Raw genomic sequence first — 18362 nt, 5'->3', positions numbered from 1 at the left:
GGAAGGCCGGGCCGCTCACGACCAGTCCCAGGCGATCCCCAGGATCCCCGGCCGCACCCCTTGTTCCACCAGATGCACCCCGCGGTGCCGCCCCGCCAGCGTCAGCTCCTGCTGCCCGGCGCGCGGCGCCCCCGCGGAGCTCTGGGCGAACCTGCGGCAGCGCACCGGCAGCGCCGCGCCGTCGAAGCGGACCTGGAGGACGTACTGCCCGCCCGCGAAGCTGAACCCCCGCACGTACTCGCTGCTCGGCCCGGCCGTGCCGTCCTCGAAGCCGTAGCCGAAGACATAGGTCTCCCCGGCCCGCAGCCGGGTGTCGAAGAGCAGCTCGGCCACGAGGACACCGGCCTTGGCGTGCCACCGCACGCGCCCCACCCGGCAGTTCTCGGTGGCCCGCACCGCCACCTGCCCGGGGTCGCAGCCGGTGTCCCCGTGATGGATGGCGACATAGCGGTCCACGCCGTCCCGGTGCGCGCGCACGACGTGCTGCGAGGCGCGCTCCAGGAGCTCGCGCCCGGAGCCGATCAGGACCCGTTCCAGATGGCAGACGGTGTGCAGCCCGCCGTCGGCCGGTGACTCCAGCTCGGCCAGCAGCCGTTCCAGCGCGCGCGACTCCTCGACCAGGGAGCGGTACGAGCGGGTGGCGGGCCGTTCCGCCCCGGTGCGGGGCTCCAGGGGTTCGAGCAGCCGGGTCAGGGAGTGCGGGGGGAGCTCCAGGACGTCCTCCAGCATGCGCACCGCACGCAGCGACTCGGGCCGCTGGGGCCGCCGCGCGCCCTGCTGCCAGTAGCTGAGACTCGTCACCCCGACCCGTACGCCGCGCTGTGCGAGCCGGTGCTGCACCCGGTGCAGGGCGAGCCCGCGCACGGACAGCGCGGTCCGCAGCGCCAGGTGGAACGGCCCGGTGCGCAGGGCCTGTACCAGTTCGTTCTCGGCCGCGTCGGTCGGTATGCCGCTCTGTGCCATCCGCTCGCCCCTCTGTGAATATTCACCGGTGGCAGGAGCGGTCCGGGCCACCGGACCGCTGTGATCCTCTTGGCCGGGCACCGGCCGTTCACATCCGGTTCGCGCTGTTCACACCGTCGGCTCACCCAGCATTGAAACCTGTTGACCAGTCACTGACAACACCCTGATGCTCCTGATCAGCGTCCGGACGCGCTCCTCCGTTTCAACCCCCCGCCTCGGGAGGAACGTCCATGTCCCGTGCATCGGCACAACAGAAAAAGACCGGAAAGAGCCGTATACGCGGCAGACGGCTGTCCGTCGCCGCGCTGGTCGCCTCCGCACTGCTCGCCGTCCCCACCACGGCGAGCGCCGCGACGGGCGGCAACCAGCCGGGTCTCGCCGCGTCGAAAAAGCTCAACATCACCATGCAGGCCCAGCAGAAGACCAATTGGTGCTGGGCGGGCTCCGGCAACACCATCGCCACCTGGTTCGGGCGCAACTACAGCCAGAACCAGTTCTGCAACGCCGCCTTCAACCGGCAGCAGGGCACGGAGTGCCCCAACAACCAGGCCACCCTGGGCAATGTGCAGAACGCCCTCGACTGGGCGGGCATCAACTCCGGCTCGTACGTGAGCGGCTGGCTGCGCTACTCGACCGTGCAGAGCGAGATCAGCGCCAACCGGCCCGTGGAGACCCGCATCCAGTGGTCCTCCGGCGGCGGTCACATGCACGTCCTCTACGGGTACGACGACTCCAACAGCTGGGTCTACTGGGGCGACCCGTGGCCGTCCAACAACCGCTACAACTGGGCCTCGCACGGCTGGTACGTCGACAACGACCAGTTCTCCTGGACCCACTCGCTCTACCGGATCGGGGCGTGAGGTCATGAGCACGCACACCAGGAAGAACGCGGCCCGTGCGGCGGCCGCCGGAGCGCTCACCGCGGCCCTGCTCGGCCTCGCCCCCCTCGCGCACGCCGACGGGAACCCGGTCCCCGCCCCCCTCGCCCCGCCCGCCGCGGGAATCACGGCCGCGCACGACGCGGCGGCCGCCCCCGCGACGCTCGACACCCTCTCCCGCTTCTTCGCCCGCGACGGAGCCGTCGCCAAGGCCAAGGCGCGGCCGAGGATCGACGGCGCGACGGTGCCGGTCTACACACTCGCCCCCGAGTTCGTGGCGGGCACGGCCGGCGCCCCGGTCGCCAAGCTCGAATTCCTCGCCAGCGAGGCGGTCTCGGCCGACGGGCAGAAGGCGTCGGTGTGGACGGTGAAGGACGGGAACGCCTGGAAGGTCGTCAACATCGCCACCGGCGACGACGAGACGCGCTACGCGGCCGAGGGCGCGAAGAAGCTCGGCGGCGGCACCGTCTTCCGCGAACCGCAGATCGACGCCTGGTACGTCCAGCGCGGCGACCGGGTCCTGCCGCTCGACGAGGACGCCACCCGGGCGATCGGCGCCGGGGGTACCACCGTCGAGAGCTACCGGGCCCGAGTCCACCGGGCGTACGGCGACAAGCTGCCGGGCTCCGCGTACGCCCGGCAGGGAATGGCCGGCGGCTACGCGGAGAAGCCGGCCGACGGGACGGCGGAGAGGACGGCAGAGGTCCGGACGGCGTCCGCGGCGCGGACCGGCGCGGGGAGCCCGCTGAATACGGCCTCCACCGCGACGGCCGCGGGCGCGGCCCTGGCCCTCGGCGCCTCCGCCCTGGTGGTCCGCCGGAGGCGGCGCCGCGGCTGACCGCGGCCCGCCGGGGGCCGCGCCGACGCGGCCCGCACCGGACCACCCGCACCAGGGGGCGGCCCCACAACGCCCCCGCTCCGGCCCCGGCGCGCACTCGCCGGGGCCGGAGGCGTGCCGTCCCCCGACGGCCCGGAACCGGCCCCCCGGCGGCACCCGCCACGGCTGGACGACGGAGTTGTCACTGCCCGCAAGTAGGGTGTGTGGCATGGCCGACCCCAGCAGCTACCGACCCAAGCCGGGACAGATCCCCGACTCGCCGGGGGTCTACAAATTCCGTGACGAGCACGGCCGCGTGATCTACGTCGGGAAGGCGAAGAGCCTGCGCCAGCGGCTCTCCTCGTACTTCCAGGATCTCGCCGGTCTGCACCCGCGCACGCGCACCATGGTCACCACCGCGGCCTCCGTCGAGTGGACCGTGGTCTCCACCGAGGTCGAGGCGCTCCAGCTCGAATACTCCTGGATCAAGGAGTACGACCCGCGCTTCAACGTCAAGTACCGCGACGACAAGAGCTACCCCTCCCTCGCCGTCACCCTGAACGAGGAGTTCCCGCGCGTGCAGGTCATGCGCGGCCCCAAGAAGAAGGGCGTGCGCTACTTCGGCCCGTACGCCCACGCCTGGGCGATCCGCGAGACCGTCGACCTGATGCTGCGCGTCTTTCCCGTACGCACCTGCTCCGCCGGGGTGTTCAAGCGCTCCGCCCAGATCGGCCGCCCCTGTCTGCTCGGCTACATCGGCAAGTGCTCCGCCCCGTGCGTCGGCCGCGTCACCCCGCAGGAGCACCGCGAACTCGCCGAGGAGTTCTGCGACTTCATGGCCGGGCGTACCGGCGCGTACATCCGCCGTTTGGAACAGCGGATGCACGATGCCGCCGAGGAGATGGAATACGAGAAGGCGGCCCGGCTCCGCGACGACGTGGAAGCGCTCCGCCGCGCCATGGAGAAGAGCGCGGTGGTGCTCGCCGACGCCACCGACGCCGACCTGATCGCCGTCGCCGAGGACGAGCTGGAAGCCGCCGTGCAGATCTTCCACGTACGCGGCGGGCGGGTGCGCGGCCAGCGCGGCTGGGTGACCGACAAGGTCGAGGCCGTCGACACCGCGGGCCTGGTCGAGCACGCCCTCCAGCAGCTCTACGGCGAGGAGAAGGGCGACGCCGTCCCCAAGGAGGTCCTCGTCCCCGCCCTGCCGGACCCGGTCGGGCCCGTCGGGCAGTGGCTCACCGAGCGCCGCGGCTCCCGGGTCGACCTGCGCATCCCGCAGCGCGGCGACAAGAAGGACCTGATGGCCACGGTCCAGCGCAACGCCGCGCAGGCCCTCGCGCTCCACAAGACCAAGCGGGCCTCCGACCTCACCACCCGCTCCCGCGCCCTGGAGGAGATCACCGAGGCCCTCGGCCTGGACTCCGCCCCGCTGCGCATCGAGTGCTTCGACATCTCCCACCTCCAGGGGCAGGACGTGGTGGCGTCCATGGTCGTCTTCGAGGACGGCCTCGCCCGCAAGAGCGAGTACCGCCGCTTCCAGATCAAGAGCTTCGAGGGGCAGGACGACGTCCGCTCGATGCACGAGGTCGTCGGCCGCCGCTTCCGCCGCTATCTGGCGGAGCAGCAGAAGGCGGGGGAGTGGTCCGAGGAGAACGCCGTCGAGGAGAACGGGGACGGTCCCGTCCGCACCGACGACGACCGGCCCAAGCGGTTCGCCTATCCGCCGCAGCTCGTCGTGGTCGACGGCGGGCAGCCGCAGGTCGCCGCCGCCCGGCGGGCCCTGGACGACCTCGGCATCAGCGACGTGGCCGTCTGCGGCCTCGCCAAGCGCCTCGAGGAGGTCTGGCTGCCCGACGACGACGATCCCGTCGTCCTGCCGCGCACCAGCGAGGGCCTCTACCTCCTCCAGCGCGTCCGGGACGAGGCACACCGCTTCGCGATCTCCTACCAGCGCAGCAAGCGCGCCAAGACCATGAAGGCCGGGCCGCTCGACGCCGTCGCCGGTCTCGGGGAGACCCGCAAGCGGGCGCTGATCAAGCACTTCGGTTCGGTCAAGCGGCTGCGGGCCGCGACGGTCGAGCAGATCTGCGAGACGCCCGGCATCGGCCGCAAGACGGCCGAGACGATCGCCGCCGCACTCGCCGCGACGGCGCCGCCGGCCCCTGCCGTCAACACCGCGACAGGCGAGATCATGGACGATGCGGAGGAATGATGGACGTGGACGCCCACGGCATCGGCCGGCGGCCCGCGGCCGGGCGGCGAGCGCCGTCCCGGTCACGGACACCGCGAGACCGCAGTATGGAAGACGGCGCCGCGCCCGCGGCACCGTCCGCAGAACGGGGGTAGCAGCATGACCGGGACCGATCGAGACGGAGCACAGGTGAGTACGGGCACGACGGCGGAGGCGGCCGGTGAGGCGGCGGGCATCCCCGAACTGGTGATCATCTCCGGCATGTCGGGGGCGGGCCGCAGCACCGCCGCCAAGTGCCTGGAGGACCTCGGCTGGTTCGTCGTGGACAACCTGCCGCCCGCCCTGATCCCCACCATGGTGGACCTCGGCGCCCGCTCGCAGGGCAATGTGGCACGGATCGCCGTGGTCGTGGACGTCCGCGGCCGCCGCTTCTTCGACAACCTCAGGGAGTCCCTCGCGGACCTCGCCGCCAAGAAGGTCAAGCGTCGCGTGATCTTCCTGGAGGCCTCCGACGACGCCCTGGTGCGCCGCTTCGAGTCCGTGCGCCGCCCGCACCCCCTCCAGGGTTCCGGGCGCATCGTCGACGGCATCGCCGCCGAGCGCGACCTGCTGCGCGAGCTGCGCGGCGACGCCGACCTGGTGATCGACACCTCCAGCCTCAACGTCCACGAGCTGCGCGCCAAGATGGACGCCCAGTTCGCGGGCGAGGAGGAGCCGGAGCTGCGGGCCACCGTCATGTCGTTCGGCTACAAGTACGGCCTGCCCGTCGACGCCGACCTCGTGGTCGACTGCCGCTTCCTGCCCAACCCGCACTGGGTCCCCGAGCTGCGCCCCTTCACCGGGCTCAACGAGGAGGTCTCGGGCTACGTCTTCAACCAGCCCGGCGCCAAGGAGTTCCTCGACCGCTACACCGAGCTGCTCCAGCTGATCGCCGCGGGCTACCGCCGCGAGGGCAAGCGCTATGTGACCATCGCGGTCGGCTGCACCGGCGGCAAGCACCGCTCGGTGGCGATGTCCGAGAAGCTCGCCCACCGCCTGGCCTCGGAGGGTGTCGAGACCGTGGTAGTCCACCGGGACATGGGGCGCGAGTGACCGGCCGCACGTTCCGGCTGCGCCGCGGCCGCCGGCTCGCCCCCGCCCGTGCGGGCGGCCGCGTCGGCCGCGGCGCACAGCCCAAGGTCGTCGCCCTCGGCGGCGGCCATGGCCTGTCCGCTTCGCTGGCCGCCCTGCGCCGGATCACCGGCGACCTGACCGCCGTCGTCACGGTCGCCGACGACGGCGGCTCCAGCGGCCGGCTCCGCGACGAGCTGGACGTGCTGCCCCCCGGCGACCTGCGCAAGGCGCTCGCCGCGCTGTGCGGCGACGACGACTGGGGCCAGACCTGGGCCCGGGTCATCAAGCACCGCTTCGCCAGCGAGGGCGACCTGCACGGACACGCCGTCGGCAATCTGCTGATCGTCGCCCTGTGGGAGCAGCTCGGCGACCATGTGCAGGCCCTGGACCTGGTCGGCAAGCTCCTCGGCGCGCACGGCCGGGTGCTGCCCATGTCCGCGGTGCCGCTGGAGCTCCAGGCGCTCGTGCGGGGCCACGACCCGGCCGAGCCCGAGGCGATCAGCACCGTGCGCGGCCAGGCCACCGTGGCGCTCACCCGTGGCGAGGTGCAGTCCGTGCACGTCGTGCCGGAGGACCCGCCCGCGGTGCCCGAGGCCGTGGAAGCGGTGCTCGACGCCGACTGGGTGGTGCTCGGGCCGGGCTCCTGGTTCTCCTCCGTGATCCCGCACCTGCTGGTGCCCGAGCTGCTCGAAGCGCTCCAGCAGACCAAGGCCCGCCGGGTGCTCTCGCTGAACCTCGCGCCGCAGCCCGGCGAAACCGATGGCTTCTCCCCGCAGCGTCATTTGGAGGTTTTGGCCCGACACGCCCCTAAACTCGCCCTGGACGTGGTGCTGGCCGACGAGGCCGCCGTGCCCGACCGGCAGAGCCTCACCGACGCCGCCAAGCGCCTGGGGGCCGCGGTCGAGCTGGCGCCGGTCGCCTCGCCCGACGGCTCCCCGACGCACGACCCGGAGCTGTTGGCCGCCGCGTACGACCGTATTTTTCGGATGCATGGAAGGATCGGCCCATGGCGATGACGGCAGCGGTGAAGGATGAAATCTCCCGGCTCCCCGTCACCCGGACCTGCTGCCGGAAAGCGGAGGTCTCGGCGATCCTGCGGTTCGCGGGCGGGCTGCACCTGGTCAGCGGGCGCATTGTGATCGAGGCGGAGCTGGACACCGGGATCGCGGCCCGACGGCTGCGCAAGGACATCCTGGAGATCTTCGGGCACACCTCCGACCTGGTGGTGATGGCCCCCGGCGGGCTGCGCCGCGGCAGCCGGTACGTGGTGCGGGTGGTGGCGGGCGGTGACCAGCTGGCCCGCCAGACCGGCCTGGTCGACGGCCGCGGCCGGCCGATCCGCGGGCTGCCGCCGCAGGTCGTCTCCGGTGCCACGTGTGACGCGGAGGCCGCCTGGCGCGGCGCCTTCCTGGCCCACGGCTCGCTCACCGAGCCCGGCCGCTCCTCCTCCCTGGAGGTGACCTGCCCCGGGCCCGAGGCGGCGCTGGCGCTGGTCGGGGCGGCCCGCAGGCTGCAGATCGCGGCCAAGGCGCGCGAGGTGCGCGGCGTGGACCGGGTGGTCGTCCGGGACGGTGACGCGATCGGCGCGCTGTTGACGCGGCTGGGTGCGCACGAGTCCGTGCTCGCCTGGGAGGAGCGGCGGATGCGCCGCGAGGTGCGGGCCACGGCCAACCGCCTCGCCAATTTCGACGACGCCAATCTGCGCCGCTCGGCGCGCGCCGCGGTGGCGGCGGGCGCCCGGGTCCAGCGCGCGCTGGAGATCCTCGGCGAGGAGGTCCCCGAGCACCTCGCCGCCGCGGGCCGCCTGCGCATGGAGCACAAGCAGGCCTCCCTGGAGGAGCTGGGCGCCCTCGCCGACCCGCCGCTGACCAAGGACGCCGTCGCCGGCCGGATCCGGCGGCTGCTGGCGATGGCCGACAAGCGGGCCCAGGACCTGGGCATCCCGGGCACGGAGTCGAACCTCTCGGACCTGTCCGACCTCTCGGAGGAGCTCGCCGAGGGCATGGTCGGCTGACCCGGAGAACCCGGGGCCCCGGCCCCTGAGCGTCGGACGGGCCGGTCTTTCCGGCCGTCCGGCGCTCGATGCCCCGTTGACATGACCATGAGCGTTTCATCAGCCTGGCGTGCGTGCACCCGATGTGCCGGACCACAGCAAGGGGGGCTCATGAGACGCAAGGCGAGATCGTTCCTCGCGGCCGCTTCGCTGGTGATCGGCGGGCTGGCCGCCGCACCCTTCGCACACGCGCAACCCGCTCCGCGCACCACCGCCGACGGCGGCACCCTCTCCGTATGGACCGCCAAGGTCACCTCGGCGCAGATCCCGCTGCTGCTCGCGGCGGGCATCGACGGCCATGAGCTGGGCGAGCGGGTCACCGTCGGCCGCAGCGCGCCGGTCGAGCTGACCCTCACCGGGACCCAGGCCGCTGACCTGCGCCGACAGGGCGTGGACCTCACCGAGAAGCGCGTCCCCGAGAAGACCCAGGAGCGGCTCCGGGCCGCCGGTGACGGCGTCTTCCGCCCGTACGGGCCCAAGGGCGGCCTGGAGGAGGAGATCGTCAACACCGGGCGGGCGCACCCCGGCCTCACCAAGGTCGAGAGCATCGGCAAGACCGTGCGCGGCCAGGACATCCTGGCCCTGAAGGTCACCAAGGACGCGGAGCGGACCCGCGACGGCGCCAGGCCGGCCGTGCTCTACATGTCCAACCAGCACGCCCGCGAGTGGATCACACCCGAGATGACCCGGCGGCTGATGCACCACTATCTCAACGGCTACGGCAAGGACGACCGGATCACCAGGCTGGTCGACCGCTCCGAGCTGTGGTTCGTGCTCTCCGCCAACCCCGACGGCTACGACTACACCTTCCAGAGCCCTGACACCCGCCTGTGGCGCAAGAACCTGCGGGACAACAACGGCGACGGAAAGATCACCCCCGGGGACGGCGTCGACCTCAACCGCAACTTCCCCTACAAATGGGGCTACGACAACGAGGGCTCGTCCCCCAACCCGGCCTCCGAGACCTACCGCGGGCCGTCCCCCGCCTCCGAGCCGGAGACCCGCGCCCTGGACGCCTTCGAGAAGCGCGTCCGCTTCACCTACGCCGTCAACTACCACTCCGCGGCCGAACTGCTCCTCTACGGCGTCGGCTGGCAGGTCGCCACGCCCACCCCGGACGACGTCCTCTACAAGGCGCTCGCCGGCACCCCGGAGAAGTCCGCGATCCCCGGCTACCGCCCCCAGCTCTCCTCCGAGCTCTACACCACCAACGGCGAGGCCGACGGCCACGCGGCCAACGTCAACGGCACGATGATGTTCACCCCGGAGATGTCGACCTGCCAGACCGCGGCCAAGGGCGACCCCGACCACCGCTGGGACCCGGCCGACTGCCGCTCCTCCTTCACCTTCCCCGACGACGAGAAGCTGATCCAGCGGGAGTTCACCAAGAACCTCCCCTTCGCGCTCTCCGTCGCCGAGACCGCCGCCAACAAGGCGGGCGACGACCGGCCGGTCTCCTCCGTCGGCCTGAGCGCACCGGACTTCACCCCCGACACCTTCACCACCTCCTACGCGCGCGGCGAGGAACAGGACGTCGCCGTCACCGCCCGCAAGAGCCTGCGCGACAAGCGCCTCAACTACCGCGTCGACGGCGGCCGTACGCACACCGCGCCGCTGGAGGCGTGGGAGGGCGGCAAGCGCTACGGCGGCCGGGACAACCTCCGCTTCGACCAGTACCGCGCCCAGGTCGAGGGCGCCGACCCCGGGTCCGCCGTCCAGGTCTGGTTCACCGGCCGTACGCGCGACGGCAGGCCCACCGCCAGCGAGCCGTTCACGTACACGGTCGCGAAGCGCCCCCGCGCCGACACCCTCGTGCTCGCCGACGAGGGCGGCACGGCGGCCGCCCGCAACGTGGCGGTCTACACCAAGGCCCTTGCCGACAACGGCCGCAAGGCCGCCGTCTGGGACGTCGCACGGCAGGGCGCACCCCACGCGCTCGGCGTGCTCGGCCACTTCAGGACCGTGGTGTGGTACTCCGGCGCGAACCGGCCCGGAGGCGACACCCTGCTCGCCGTGCGCGACTTCATCAACGCCGGGGGCAAGGTCGTCGCCGCCGGAACGCAGGCGGGCGGCAGCGCACGGGTCGGCCCGGCCGACACCGACGACTTCAGCCAGTACTACCTGGGCGCGGGCGGCCGCGTCTCCCAGCCCCGGCCGCCGCGCTTCGACGGCGCCGGCAAGCTCAAGGGCACCTCGGCCGTCCTCACCGACGCGCCCGGCAGCCCGCTCACCGCGGCGGGCGCCTACAGCTCCGTCTCCGACGAACTGCCGCCCGCGGACTTCCCGCAGTTCCGCAGCGCGCCCGCCGGCGACTACACGGGCATGCGGTCCCCCTTCCAGCCGTACGAGGGCTCCTGGATGGCGGCCGCCCGGCACCAGGACAACGCCTGGATGCGGCTGTCGCGCACGGTCGACCTCACCGGCGCGACCGCGGCCGACAAACCGGCGCTGGGGCTGTGGCTCAGCCACGACACCGAGCAGGGCTACGACAACGCCGTCCTGGAGGCGCACACGGTCGGCCGGGACGACTGGACCACCCTGCCCGACGCCCGGGGCGGCACCACCGACCAGGTGCCCGCCGACTGCGACTCCCTCCTCCGGCTGCACCCCTTCCTCACCCACTACCTCACGCTCCGTAGCGGCACCTGCGCCGGGCAGGGCACCACCGGCGCCTGGCACGCCTTCACCGGCTCCTCCGACGGCTGGCGGCAGGTCTCCTTCGACCTGAGCGCCTTCGCGGGCAGGAACGCCGAGGTGGTCCTCTCCTACGTCACCGACCCGGGCACCGGGGGCCGCGGCGTCTTCGCCGACAACACCACCCTCACCATCGGCGCGACCGCACAGCCCACCGAGGGCTTCGAGTCCTCCCTGGGCCCCTGGACCGTCCCCGGACCGCCCGCCGGCAGCCCGGGGAACGTGGGCGACTGGGCGCGCTCGAAGGAGTTCATCCACTTCTCGGCGGCGATCACCACCCGGGACACGGTGCTGCTGGGTTTCGGACTCGAACACGTATCAAATGGGAAGACGCGTGCTCGTCTGCTCGGCAATGTGTTGCACGCCATTGACAGCTGACGTGTGAGGGGTCCGCCAATGTCACGTCCCCCTGCTGTTGGAGGTAGGGTCAGTGGTGGTCGGGGACATCCCATACAGCTCGCCGGGTGACAGACCGGCACACCAACGAGGAGATCGGTTCGTGACGATCCGCGTAGGCATCAACGGCTTTGGCCGTATCGGTCGTAACTACTTCCGCGCGCTGCTGGAGCAGGGTGCGGACATCCAGATCGTCGGTGTCAACGACCTGACCGACAACGCCACCCTGGTCCACCTGCTGAAGTACGACACCATCCTGGGTCGTCTGAAGCAGGAGGTCAGCCACACCGACGACTCGATCACCGTCGGTTCCATGACCTTCAAGACGATGGCCGAGCGCGACCCGGCGAACCTGCCGTGGGCCGAGCTGGGCGCCGACATCGTCATCGAGTCCACCGGCATCTTCACCAAGAAGGCCGACGCCGCCAAGCACCTCGCGGCCGGCGCCAAGAAGGTCCTGATCTCCGCGCCCGCCAAGGACGAGGACATCACTATCGTCATGGGCGTCAACCAGGACAAGTACGACGCGGCCAACCACCACGTCATCTCCAACGCCTCCTGCACCACCAACTGTGTGGCGCCGATGGCCAAGGTTCTCGACGAGAACTTCGGCATCGTCAAGGGCATGATGACCACGGTCCACGCGTACACCAACGACCAGCGGATCCTGGACTTCCCGCACTCCGACCTGCGCCGCGCCCGCGCCGCCGCGGAGAACATCATCCCGACCTCGACCGGTGCCGCCAAGGCCACCGCGCTGGTCCTCCCGCAGCTGAAGGGCAAGCTGGACGGCATCGCCATGCGCGTCCCGGTCCCGACCGGCTCGGTCACCGACCTGGTCCTCGAGCTCGACCGCGAGACCAGCAAGGAAGAGATCAACGCCGCCTTCCAGAAGGCCGCCGAGGGTCAGCTCAAGGGCATCCTCGAGTACACCGAGGACGCGATCGTCTCCTCCGACATCGTGAACTGGCCGGCCTCCTGCACCTTCGACTCCTCCCTGACCATGGTCCAGGGCAACCAGGTCAAGGTCGTCGGCTGGTACGACAACGAGTGGGGCTACTCCAACCGCCTGGTCGACCTGACCGTCTTCGTCGGCGGCCAGCTCTGATCTTCGCCCGACTCGCACAGTCGTAGGCAACAGAGATGTAGGGGACAGGGCTCGTACGACGCGATGGAGCGTCGTACGAGCCCCGTCTCATGACTGTCCCCCAGCTATCGCTGGGCGGTGCCCCCATCCGGAAGTCACGGAGTCACTGCATGAAGACGATCGACGAACTCCTCCAGGACGGCGTCGAGGGCAAGCGGGTCTTCGTCCGCGCCGACCTCAACGTGCCGCTCGACGGGACCACCATCACCGACGACGGCCGCATCCGCGCCGTCGCCCCGACGATCGCCAAGCTCGCCGAGGCGGGCGCGAAGGTGATCGTCGCCTCGCACCTGGGCCGCCCCAAGGGCGCCCCGGACCCCGCGTTCTCGCTCGCTCCCGCCGCCGCGCGGCTCGGCGAGATCCTGGGCAGGAATGTCTCGTTCGCCACCGACACGGTCGGCGACAGCGCGAAGGCCACCGTCGCCGCACTGGCGAACGGCGAGGTCACGCTGCTGGAGAACCTCCGTTTCAACGCGGGCGAGACCAGCAAGGACGACGCGGAGCGCGGCGCCTTCGCCGACGAGCTCGCGTCGCTGGCCGACCTCTATGTGGGTGACGGCTTCGGTGCGGTGCACCGCAAGCACGCCTCGGTCTTCGACCTCCCGGCGCGCCTCCCGCACGCCGCCGGCGACCTGATCGCCACCGAGGTCGGCGTCCTGAAGAAGCTGACCGATGATGTCGCGCGCCCGTACGTCGTGGTCCTCGGCGGTGCCAAGGTCTCCGACAAGCTGGGTGTCATCGACAACCTGCTGGAGAAGGCCGACCGCATCCTCATCGGCGGCGGCATGTCCTACACCTTCCTCAAGGCCAAGGGGCACGAGGTCGGCATCTCCCTGCTCCAGGAGGACCAGATCCCGGTCTGCCTGGAGTACCTGGCCCGGGCCGAGAAGCGCGGCGTGGAGTTCGTCCTCCCCGTCGACGTCCTGGTCTCGGCCGACTTCCCGGACCTGAAGACCAAGGCTCCGGCCAACCCCGAGCTCGTCGCCTCGGACGCCATCCCGGCGGACAAGGAGGGCCTGGACATCGGCCCGAAGACGCGCGAGCTCTACGCCTCGAAGCTGGCCGACGCGGGCACCGTCTTCTGGAACGGTCCCATGGGCGTCTTCGAGCACCCCGACTACGCCAACGGCACCAAGGCCGTCGCCCAGGGCCTCCTCGACAGCGAGGCCTTCACCGTCGTGGGCGGTGGCGACTCCGCCGCCGCCGTGCGCATCCTGGGCTTCGACGAGACCGCCTTCGGCCACATCTCGACCGGCGGCGGCGCCAGCCTCGAATACCTCGAGGGCAAGACGCTCCCCGGCCTCGCCGCACTGGAGGACTGAACCACCGTGAGTGAACGTACCCCGCTGATGGCGGGCAACTGGAAGATGAACCTCAACCACCTCGAGGCCATCGCACACGTCCAGAAGCTCTCCTTCGCGCTCGCCGACAAGGACTACGACCACACCGAGGTCGCCGTCCTGCCGCCCTTCGTGGACCTGCGCTCGGTGCAGACCCTGGTCGACGGCGACAAGCTCAAGATCAAGTACGGCGCCCAGGACCTCTCGGCGTACGACTCCGGTGCCTACACCGGCGAGATCTCCGGCGCAATGCTGTCCAAGCTCAAGTGCACCTACGTGGCCGTCGGCCACTCCGAGCGCCGCCAGTACCACGGCGAGACCGACGAGGTCTGCAACGCCAAGGTCAAGGCCGCCTACCGGCACGGGATCACCCCGATCCTCTGCGTCGGCGAGGGCCTGGAGGTCCGCAAGGCCGGTGCCCAGGTCGCGCACACCCTCGCGCAGGTCGACGGCGCCCTGAAGGACGTCCCGGCCGAGCAGGCCGAGAGCATCGTCATCGCCTACGAGCCCGTCTGGGCCATCGGCACCGGCGAGGTCGCCACGCCCGAGGACGCGCAGGAGGTCTGTGGTGCGATCCGCGGCCGCCTCGCGGAGCTGTACGGCCGTGAGCTGGCCGACAAGGTGCGCATCCAGTACGGCGGCTCCGTCAAGTCCGGCAACATCGCCGCGATCATGGCGCAGCCGGACGTCGACGGCGCCCTGATCGGCGGCGCCGCGCTGGACGTGGACGACTTCGTCAAGATCGTCCGCTTCCGCGACCAGTAAGCGAGCTATGACGACGGGTGCTCCCCGTCGTACCCTGTCGGGGCCGGGACCGGTGCTTATCAGCCGCCCGGCCCCTCACCGTTCCAGTCCGAGAGAGTTGGTCCAGCCGTGGTCATGGGGTTCTCGATCGCCCTCATCGTCTTCAGCCTGCTGATGATGATGCTGGTGCTCATGCACAAGGGGAAGGGCGGCGGCCTGTCCGATATGTTCGGCGGCGGCATGCAGTCCTCGGTCGGCGGCTCCTCGGTCGCCGAGCGGAATCTCGACCGGATCACCGTCGTGGTCGGTCTGCTGTGGTTTGCGTGCATTGTCGCACTCGGCCTGCTGATGAAGCTCGATAGCTGACGCACCGTCGTGGACGCGGCCTATCATTGAGGTCGCGTCCTGGCGGCCGGGCTGTAACTCCTGCCACTGGACGCGCGTTGGGCCTTACGTAGACTGGGGCGCCCGCAGCGGAGGCCTTCTTCGACCCCGCGGCGCAGCCGCTATTTGGCACCGTGCAGCACCATCACGCAGGGAGTTACGACCGTGGCAAGTGGCAACGCGATCCGAGGAAGTCGGGTCGGAGCGGGGCCGATGGGAGAGGCCGAGCGCGGCGAGTCCGCACCTCGCCTCCGCATCTCCTTCTGGTGCTCGAACGGGCACGAGACGCAGCCGAGCTTCGCCAGCGACGCACAGGTGCCGGACACCTGGGACTGCCCGCGCTGCGGCTTCCCGGCCGGCCAGGACCGGGACAGCCCGCCCGACCCGCCCCGCACCGAGCCGTACAAGACCCACCTCGCGTACGTCCGGGAGCGGCGCAGCGACGCGGACGGCGAGGCGATCCTCGCCGAGGCGCTCGCGAAGCTCCGCGGGGAGATCTGAAACGGCACGACCGACTGGAGCGGCCCGGCCGCGCACCTGAGAAGGAGCGCAGCCGGGCCGTTGTCAGTGGTGGCCGTTACGGTCTTCGACAAAGCCATCCTTGAGGGGGAACCGTGGCGGCGGTCGAGGAACCGAAGGTCGTACCGATCACATCAACGCACGGGAGCCGGGCGGAAGTTCGGGGCGGCTTCGGGCGGCTGTGGTCGGCGGCCGTCGTCTCGCGCCTCGGTGACGCGCTGCGGGGCGCCGCGCTGCCGCTGCTCGCCGTCTCCCTCACGGATTCGCCGCTGCTCGTCTCGCTGGTGACGGCGAGCGGCTTCCTGCCCTGGCTCCTCTTCGGACTGCTGGGCGGCGCGGTCGCCGACCGGGTCGACCAGCGGCGGGCGATGTGGACGGTGGACGTGCTCCGCGGCGCGCTGGTCGCCGCCTTCGCGGCCGCCGTCGCCCTCGGGCACGCCACGATCGGGCTCCTGATCGCGCTCGCCTTCCTCCTCACCACCCTCCAGACCCTCTTCGACAACGCGGCCACCGCCCTGCTGCCCGCCGTGGTGCCCCGGGACGGGCTCGGCAGGGCCAATGCCCGGCTGATGACCGGGCAGCAGATAGCAGGGGCGTTCCTGGGCGCGCCCCTGGTCCCGGTGCTGCTCGCCGTGGGCGCCGCGATGCCCTTCGCGGCGGACGCCGCCACCTATCTCCTGGCGGCCGCCCTCGTGGCGACCCTGCGGATACCGGCGCCCGCGCGGGAGCCGCGCCCGGCCGGGCGCACGCTCCGCCAGGAGATGGCCCAAGGGCTGCGGGCGCTGTGGCGCGACGGCACGCTCCGCGCGCTGTGCGTGTCCACCACGCTCTGCAACGTGGCGATCGGGGCGCTCATCGCGACCCTGCCGCTGCTGGTCACCGGATGGCTGCACGGCGGCCACGGAGGCTATGCGGCCACCCTCGCCGCGTACGGGGTGGGCGGGGTCGCCGGAGGGATGCTGGCCGGCCGGCTCGTGGACCGCTTCGGGCCGGTGCGCAGCATGCCGGCGCTCGGGGCCCTCCAGACGGCCTGCCTGGTGGCGCTCGGCACGGTGCGCGAACTGCCGGTCGCCGTCGCCGCCCTGGGCCTCTTCGGCTTCTCCGGCATGGTCTGGAACGTCACCCAGACGACGCTGATGCAGCAGCGCGCCCCGGAGGGGATGCTCGGGCGGATCAGCGCCGCCTTCCGCACCCTCGCCATCGCCGGGGCGCCGTTCGGGGCCCTGGCCGGGGGAGCGGTCGCCACCGCCTGGGGGCTGAACACCCCCATGCTGCTGGCCTCGGCCCTCCTCGCGCTCGCGGTCCTCGCCCTGCTGCCCGCGGTGGACCGCGCCGGGGACGGCACGACATCTCATACCGAGCTCTGATCACATAGGTTGGAGACCGGCGGGGCAGCTACGAGAAGAATGGGCTGATGTCCGAGATGAACGCAGAGGGCCACAGCAGGCTCGACCAGACGCCTGAGTGGAATGCGCTGGCCAAGCACCGGGAAGAGCTCGGGGAGGTGCACCTGCGAGAGCTGTTCGCGGAGGATCCCCAGCGGGCCGGGCGCTTGACGCTCACCGTCGGCGATCTGCACGTCGACTACTCCAAGCACCTGGTCACCGACGAGACGCTGCGCCTGCTGCGCGAGCTGGCGGCGTCGGCCGGGGTGGCGGAGCTGCGGGACGCGATGTTCCGTGGCGAGAAGATCAACACCACCGAGGGCCGTGCCGTGCTGCACACCGCGCTGCGCGCCCCCGAGTCGGCGGTGATCAGGACGGACGGCGAGAACGTCGTCCCGGCCGTGCACGCCGTGCTGCTCAAGATGCAGGTCTTCACCGACCGGGTGCGCTCCGGTGACTGGAAGGGCCACACCGGAAAGCCCATCAAGAACGTCGTCAACATCGGCATCGGCGGCTCCGACCTCGGTCCGGCGATGGCCTACGAGGCGCTGCGCGCCTACACGGCACGCGACCTGACGTTCCGTTTCGTCTCCAACGTCGACGGCGCGGACCTGCACGAGGCCGTCCGGGACCTCGACCCGGCCGAGACGCTGTTCATCGTCGCCTCGAAGACCTTCACCACGATCGAGACGATCACCAACGCCACCTCGGCGCGCAACTGGCTGCTGACGGGGCTGGGGGCGGGCGAGGAAGCCGTCGCCAAGCACTTCGTGGCGCTGTCGACGAACGAGGAGAAGGTCACCGAGTTCGGCATCGACCCGACCAACATGTTCGAGTTCTGGGACTGGGTCGGCGGCCGCTATTCGTACGACTCGGCCATCGGGCTGTCCCTGATGCTCGCGATCGGCCCGGACCACTTCCGGGAGATGCTCGCCGGCTTCCACCTGGTCGACGAGCACTTCCGATGCGCGCCGCCCGAGGAGAACGTCCCGCTGCTGCTGGGGCTGCTCGGCATCTGGTACGGCAACTTCCACGGCGCGCAGTCGCACGCGGTGCTGCCCTACAGCCACTACCTGTCGAAGTTCGCGGCCTATCTCCAGCAGCTCGACATGGAGTCCAACGGCAAGTCCGTCGACCGCGAGGGCAACCTCGTCAACTGGCAGACCGGGCCGGTCGTCTGGGGCACGCCGGGCACCAACGGGCAGCACGCCTATTACCAGTTGATCCACCAGGGCACGAAGCTGATCCCGGCGGACTTCATCGGCTTCGCCAAGCCGGTGGAGGACCTGGCGCCGGGGCTGGTCGCCCAGCACGACCTGCTGATGGCCAACCTCTTCGCCCAGGGCCAGGCGCTCGCCTTCGGCAAGACCGCGGAGGAGGTCGCCGCGGAGGGCGTTCCGGCGGAGCTCGTCCCCCACAAGACGTTCCGGGGCAACCACCCGACGACGACGATCCTCGCGAGCGAGCTGACTCCGTCGGTGCTGGGGCAGCTGGTCGCGCTCTACGAGCACAAGGTGTTCGTCCAGGGCGCGATCTGGAACATCGACTCCTTCGACCAGTGGGGGGTCGAGCTGGGCAAGGTGCTCGCGAAGCGGGTTGAGCCTGCGCTCAGCGCTGGCGCCGAGGTGCCCGGCCTGGATGCGTCCACGGCGGCGCTGGTCGCGCGCTACCGCGAGCTGCGGGGTCGCTGACCCGTACATCGTCAAACGCCGGACGGGCTGGAAAATCCAGCCCG

General features: G+C 71.3%; 15 protein-coding genes. 14 read left to right on the top strand and 1 reads right to left on the bottom strand.

Going from position 1 to position 18362, the window contains the following annotated elements:
* Positions 1–15 precede the first annotated feature (15 nt).
* Complete coding sequence (locus DXZ73_RS12975; protein ID WP_116211149.1) at positions 16–963, bottom strand: hypothetical protein; 948 nt, start codon at positions 961–963, stop codon at positions 16–18.
* Positions 964–1193: 230 nt separating this feature from the next.
* On the opposite strand from DXZ73_RS12975, the gene DXZ73_RS12970 reads away from it, so the two are divergent.
* From DXZ73_RS12970 to pgi, 14 genes are all read left to right on the top strand, one after another.
* On the top strand, positions 1194–1823 hold the full coding sequence (locus DXZ73_RS12970) for a papain-like cysteine protease family protein (RefSeq protein ID WP_116211148.1): 630 nt from the start codon (positions 1194–1196) through the stop codon (positions 1821–1823).
* Between the two features lie 4 nt (positions 1824–1827).
* Positions 1828–2679 (top strand): hypothetical protein, encoded by an 852-nt coding sequence (locus DXZ73_RS12965; RefSeq protein ID WP_116211147.1) that lies wholly within the window; start codon positions 1828–1830, stop codon positions 2677–2679.
* Between the two features lie 208 nt (positions 2680–2887).
* Positions 2888–4873 (top strand): excinuclease ABC subunit UvrC, encoded by a 1986-nt coding sequence (gene uvrC, locus DXZ73_RS12960; protein ID WP_116211146.1) that lies wholly within the window; start codon positions 2888–2890, stop codon positions 4871–4873.
* A 138-nt stretch (positions 4874–5011) separates the two neighbouring features.
* Complete coding sequence (gene rapZ, locus DXZ73_RS12955) at positions 5012–5944, top strand: RNase adapter RapZ (protein WP_205519162.1); 933 nt, start codon at positions 5012–5014, stop codon at positions 5942–5944.
* On the top strand, positions 5941–6981 hold the full coding sequence (locus tag DXZ73_RS12950) for a gluconeogenesis factor YvcK family protein (protein WP_116211144.1): 1041 nt from the start codon (positions 5941–5943) through the stop codon (positions 6979–6981). The genes rapZ and DXZ73_RS12950 overlap by 4 nt, the downstream gene beginning before the upstream one ends.
* The gene (gene whiA, locus DXZ73_RS12945) at positions 6972–7979 is read left to right on the top strand and encodes a DNA-binding protein WhiA (protein ID WP_116211143.1); all 1008 of its coding nucleotides are present in this window, start codon (positions 6972–6974) and stop codon (positions 7977–7979) included. Before DXZ73_RS12950 ends, whiA begins: the two co-directional genes overlap by 10 nt.
* 150 nt (positions 7980–8129) lie before the next feature.
* Positions 8130–11090 carry a M14 family metallopeptidase gene (locus DXZ73_RS12940; RefSeq protein WP_116211142.1) on the top strand — a complete coding sequence of 987 codons (2961 nt, stop codon included), beginning with the start codon at positions 8130–8132 and terminating at the stop codon, positions 11088–11090.
* 121 nt (positions 11091–11211) lie between these two features.
* A complete protein-coding gene (gap, locus tag DXZ73_RS12935) occupies positions 11212–12216 on the top strand; it encodes a type I glyceraldehyde-3-phosphate dehydrogenase (protein ID WP_116211141.1) in 1005 nt (334 codons plus the stop codon).
* Positions 12217–12365: 149 nt separating this feature from the next.
* Positions 12366–13577, top strand: coding sequence for a phosphoglycerate kinase (locus tag DXZ73_RS12930; RefSeq protein ID WP_116211140.1), 1212 nt, complete (start codon positions 12366–12368; stop codon positions 13575–13577).
* A 6-nt stretch (positions 13578–13583) separates the two neighbouring features.
* Complete coding sequence (gene tpiA / locus DXZ73_RS12925; RefSeq protein ID WP_116211139.1) at positions 13584–14360, top strand: triose-phosphate isomerase; 777 nt, start codon at positions 13584–13586, stop codon at positions 14358–14360.
* 114 nt (positions 14361–14474) lie between these two features.
* Positions 14475–14705, top strand: coding sequence for a preprotein translocase subunit SecG (gene secG / locus DXZ73_RS12920; protein ID WP_184730779.1), 231 nt, complete (start codon positions 14475–14477; stop codon positions 14703–14705).
* A gap of 183 nt (positions 14706–14888) precedes the next feature.
* Complete coding sequence (locus DXZ73_RS12915; protein WP_079110552.1) at positions 14889–15224, top strand: RNA polymerase-binding protein RbpA; 336 nt, start codon at positions 14889–14891, stop codon at positions 15222–15224.
* A 146-nt stretch (positions 15225–15370) separates the two neighbouring features.
* A complete protein-coding gene (locus DXZ73_RS12910) occupies positions 15371–16609 on the top strand; it encodes an MFS transporter (RefSeq protein WP_116215589.1) in 1239 nt (412 codons plus the stop codon).
* Between the two features lie 56 nt (positions 16610–16665).
* Entirely contained in the window at positions 16666–18318 is a 1653-nt protein-coding gene (gene pgi, locus DXZ73_RS12905; protein ID WP_116215588.1) for a glucose-6-phosphate isomerase, read from the top strand.
* Positions 18319–18362: the final 44 nt, after the last annotated feature.

The organism is Streptoverticillium olivoreticuli subsp. olivoreticuli (assembly GCF_003391135.1).
In the GTDB taxonomy this organism is placed as follows: Bacteria; Actinomycetota; Actinomycetes; order Streptomycetales; family Streptomycetaceae; genus Streptomyces; species Streptomyces blastmyceticus.
The sequence above is the reverse complement of the archived record's forward strand: the minus strand, read 5'-3'. Positions and strand labels throughout refer to the sequence as shown.

What these genes read in the sequence shown, in the direction of transcription:
- DXZ73_RS12965 (WP_116211147.1), top strand. Translation starts at nt 1,828, where the DNA reads ATGAGCACGCACACCAGGAAGAACGCGGCCCGTGCGGCGGCCGCCGGA.
- DXZ73_RS12975 (WP_116211149.1), bottom strand. Translation starts at nt 963, where the DNA reads ATGGCACAGAGCGGCATACCGACCGACGCGGCCGAGAACGAACTGGTA.
- DXZ73_RS12940 (WP_116211142.1), top strand. Translation starts at nt 8,130, where the DNA reads ATGAGACGCAAGGCGAGATCGTTCCTCGCGGCCGCTTCGCTGGTGATC.
- pgi (WP_116215588.1), top strand. Translation starts at nt 16,666, where the DNA reads ATGAACGCAGAGGGCCACAGCAGGCTCGACCAGACGCCTGAGTGGAAT.
- whiA (WP_116211143.1), top strand. Translation starts at nt 6,972, where the DNA reads ATGGCGATGACGGCAGCGGTGAAGGATGAAATCTCCCGGCTCCCCGTC.
- secG (WP_184730779.1), top strand. Translation starts at nt 14,475, where the DNA reads ATGGGGTTCTCGATCGCCCTCATCGTCTTCAGCCTGCTGATGATGATG.
- rapZ (WP_205519162.1), top strand. Translation starts at nt 5,012, where the DNA reads ATGACCGGGACCGATCGAGACGGAGCACAGGTGAGTACGGGCACGACG.
- DXZ73_RS12930 (WP_116211140.1), top strand. Translation starts at nt 12,366, where the DNA reads ATGAAGACGATCGACGAACTCCTCCAGGACGGCGTCGAGGGCAAGCGG.
- uvrC (WP_116211146.1), top strand. Translation starts at nt 2,888, where the DNA reads ATGGCCGACCCCAGCAGCTACCGACCCAAGCCGGGACAGATCCCCGAC.
- DXZ73_RS12970 (WP_116211148.1), top strand. Translation starts at nt 1,194, where the DNA reads ATGTCCCGTGCATCGGCACAACAGAAAAAGACCGGAAAGAGCCGTATA.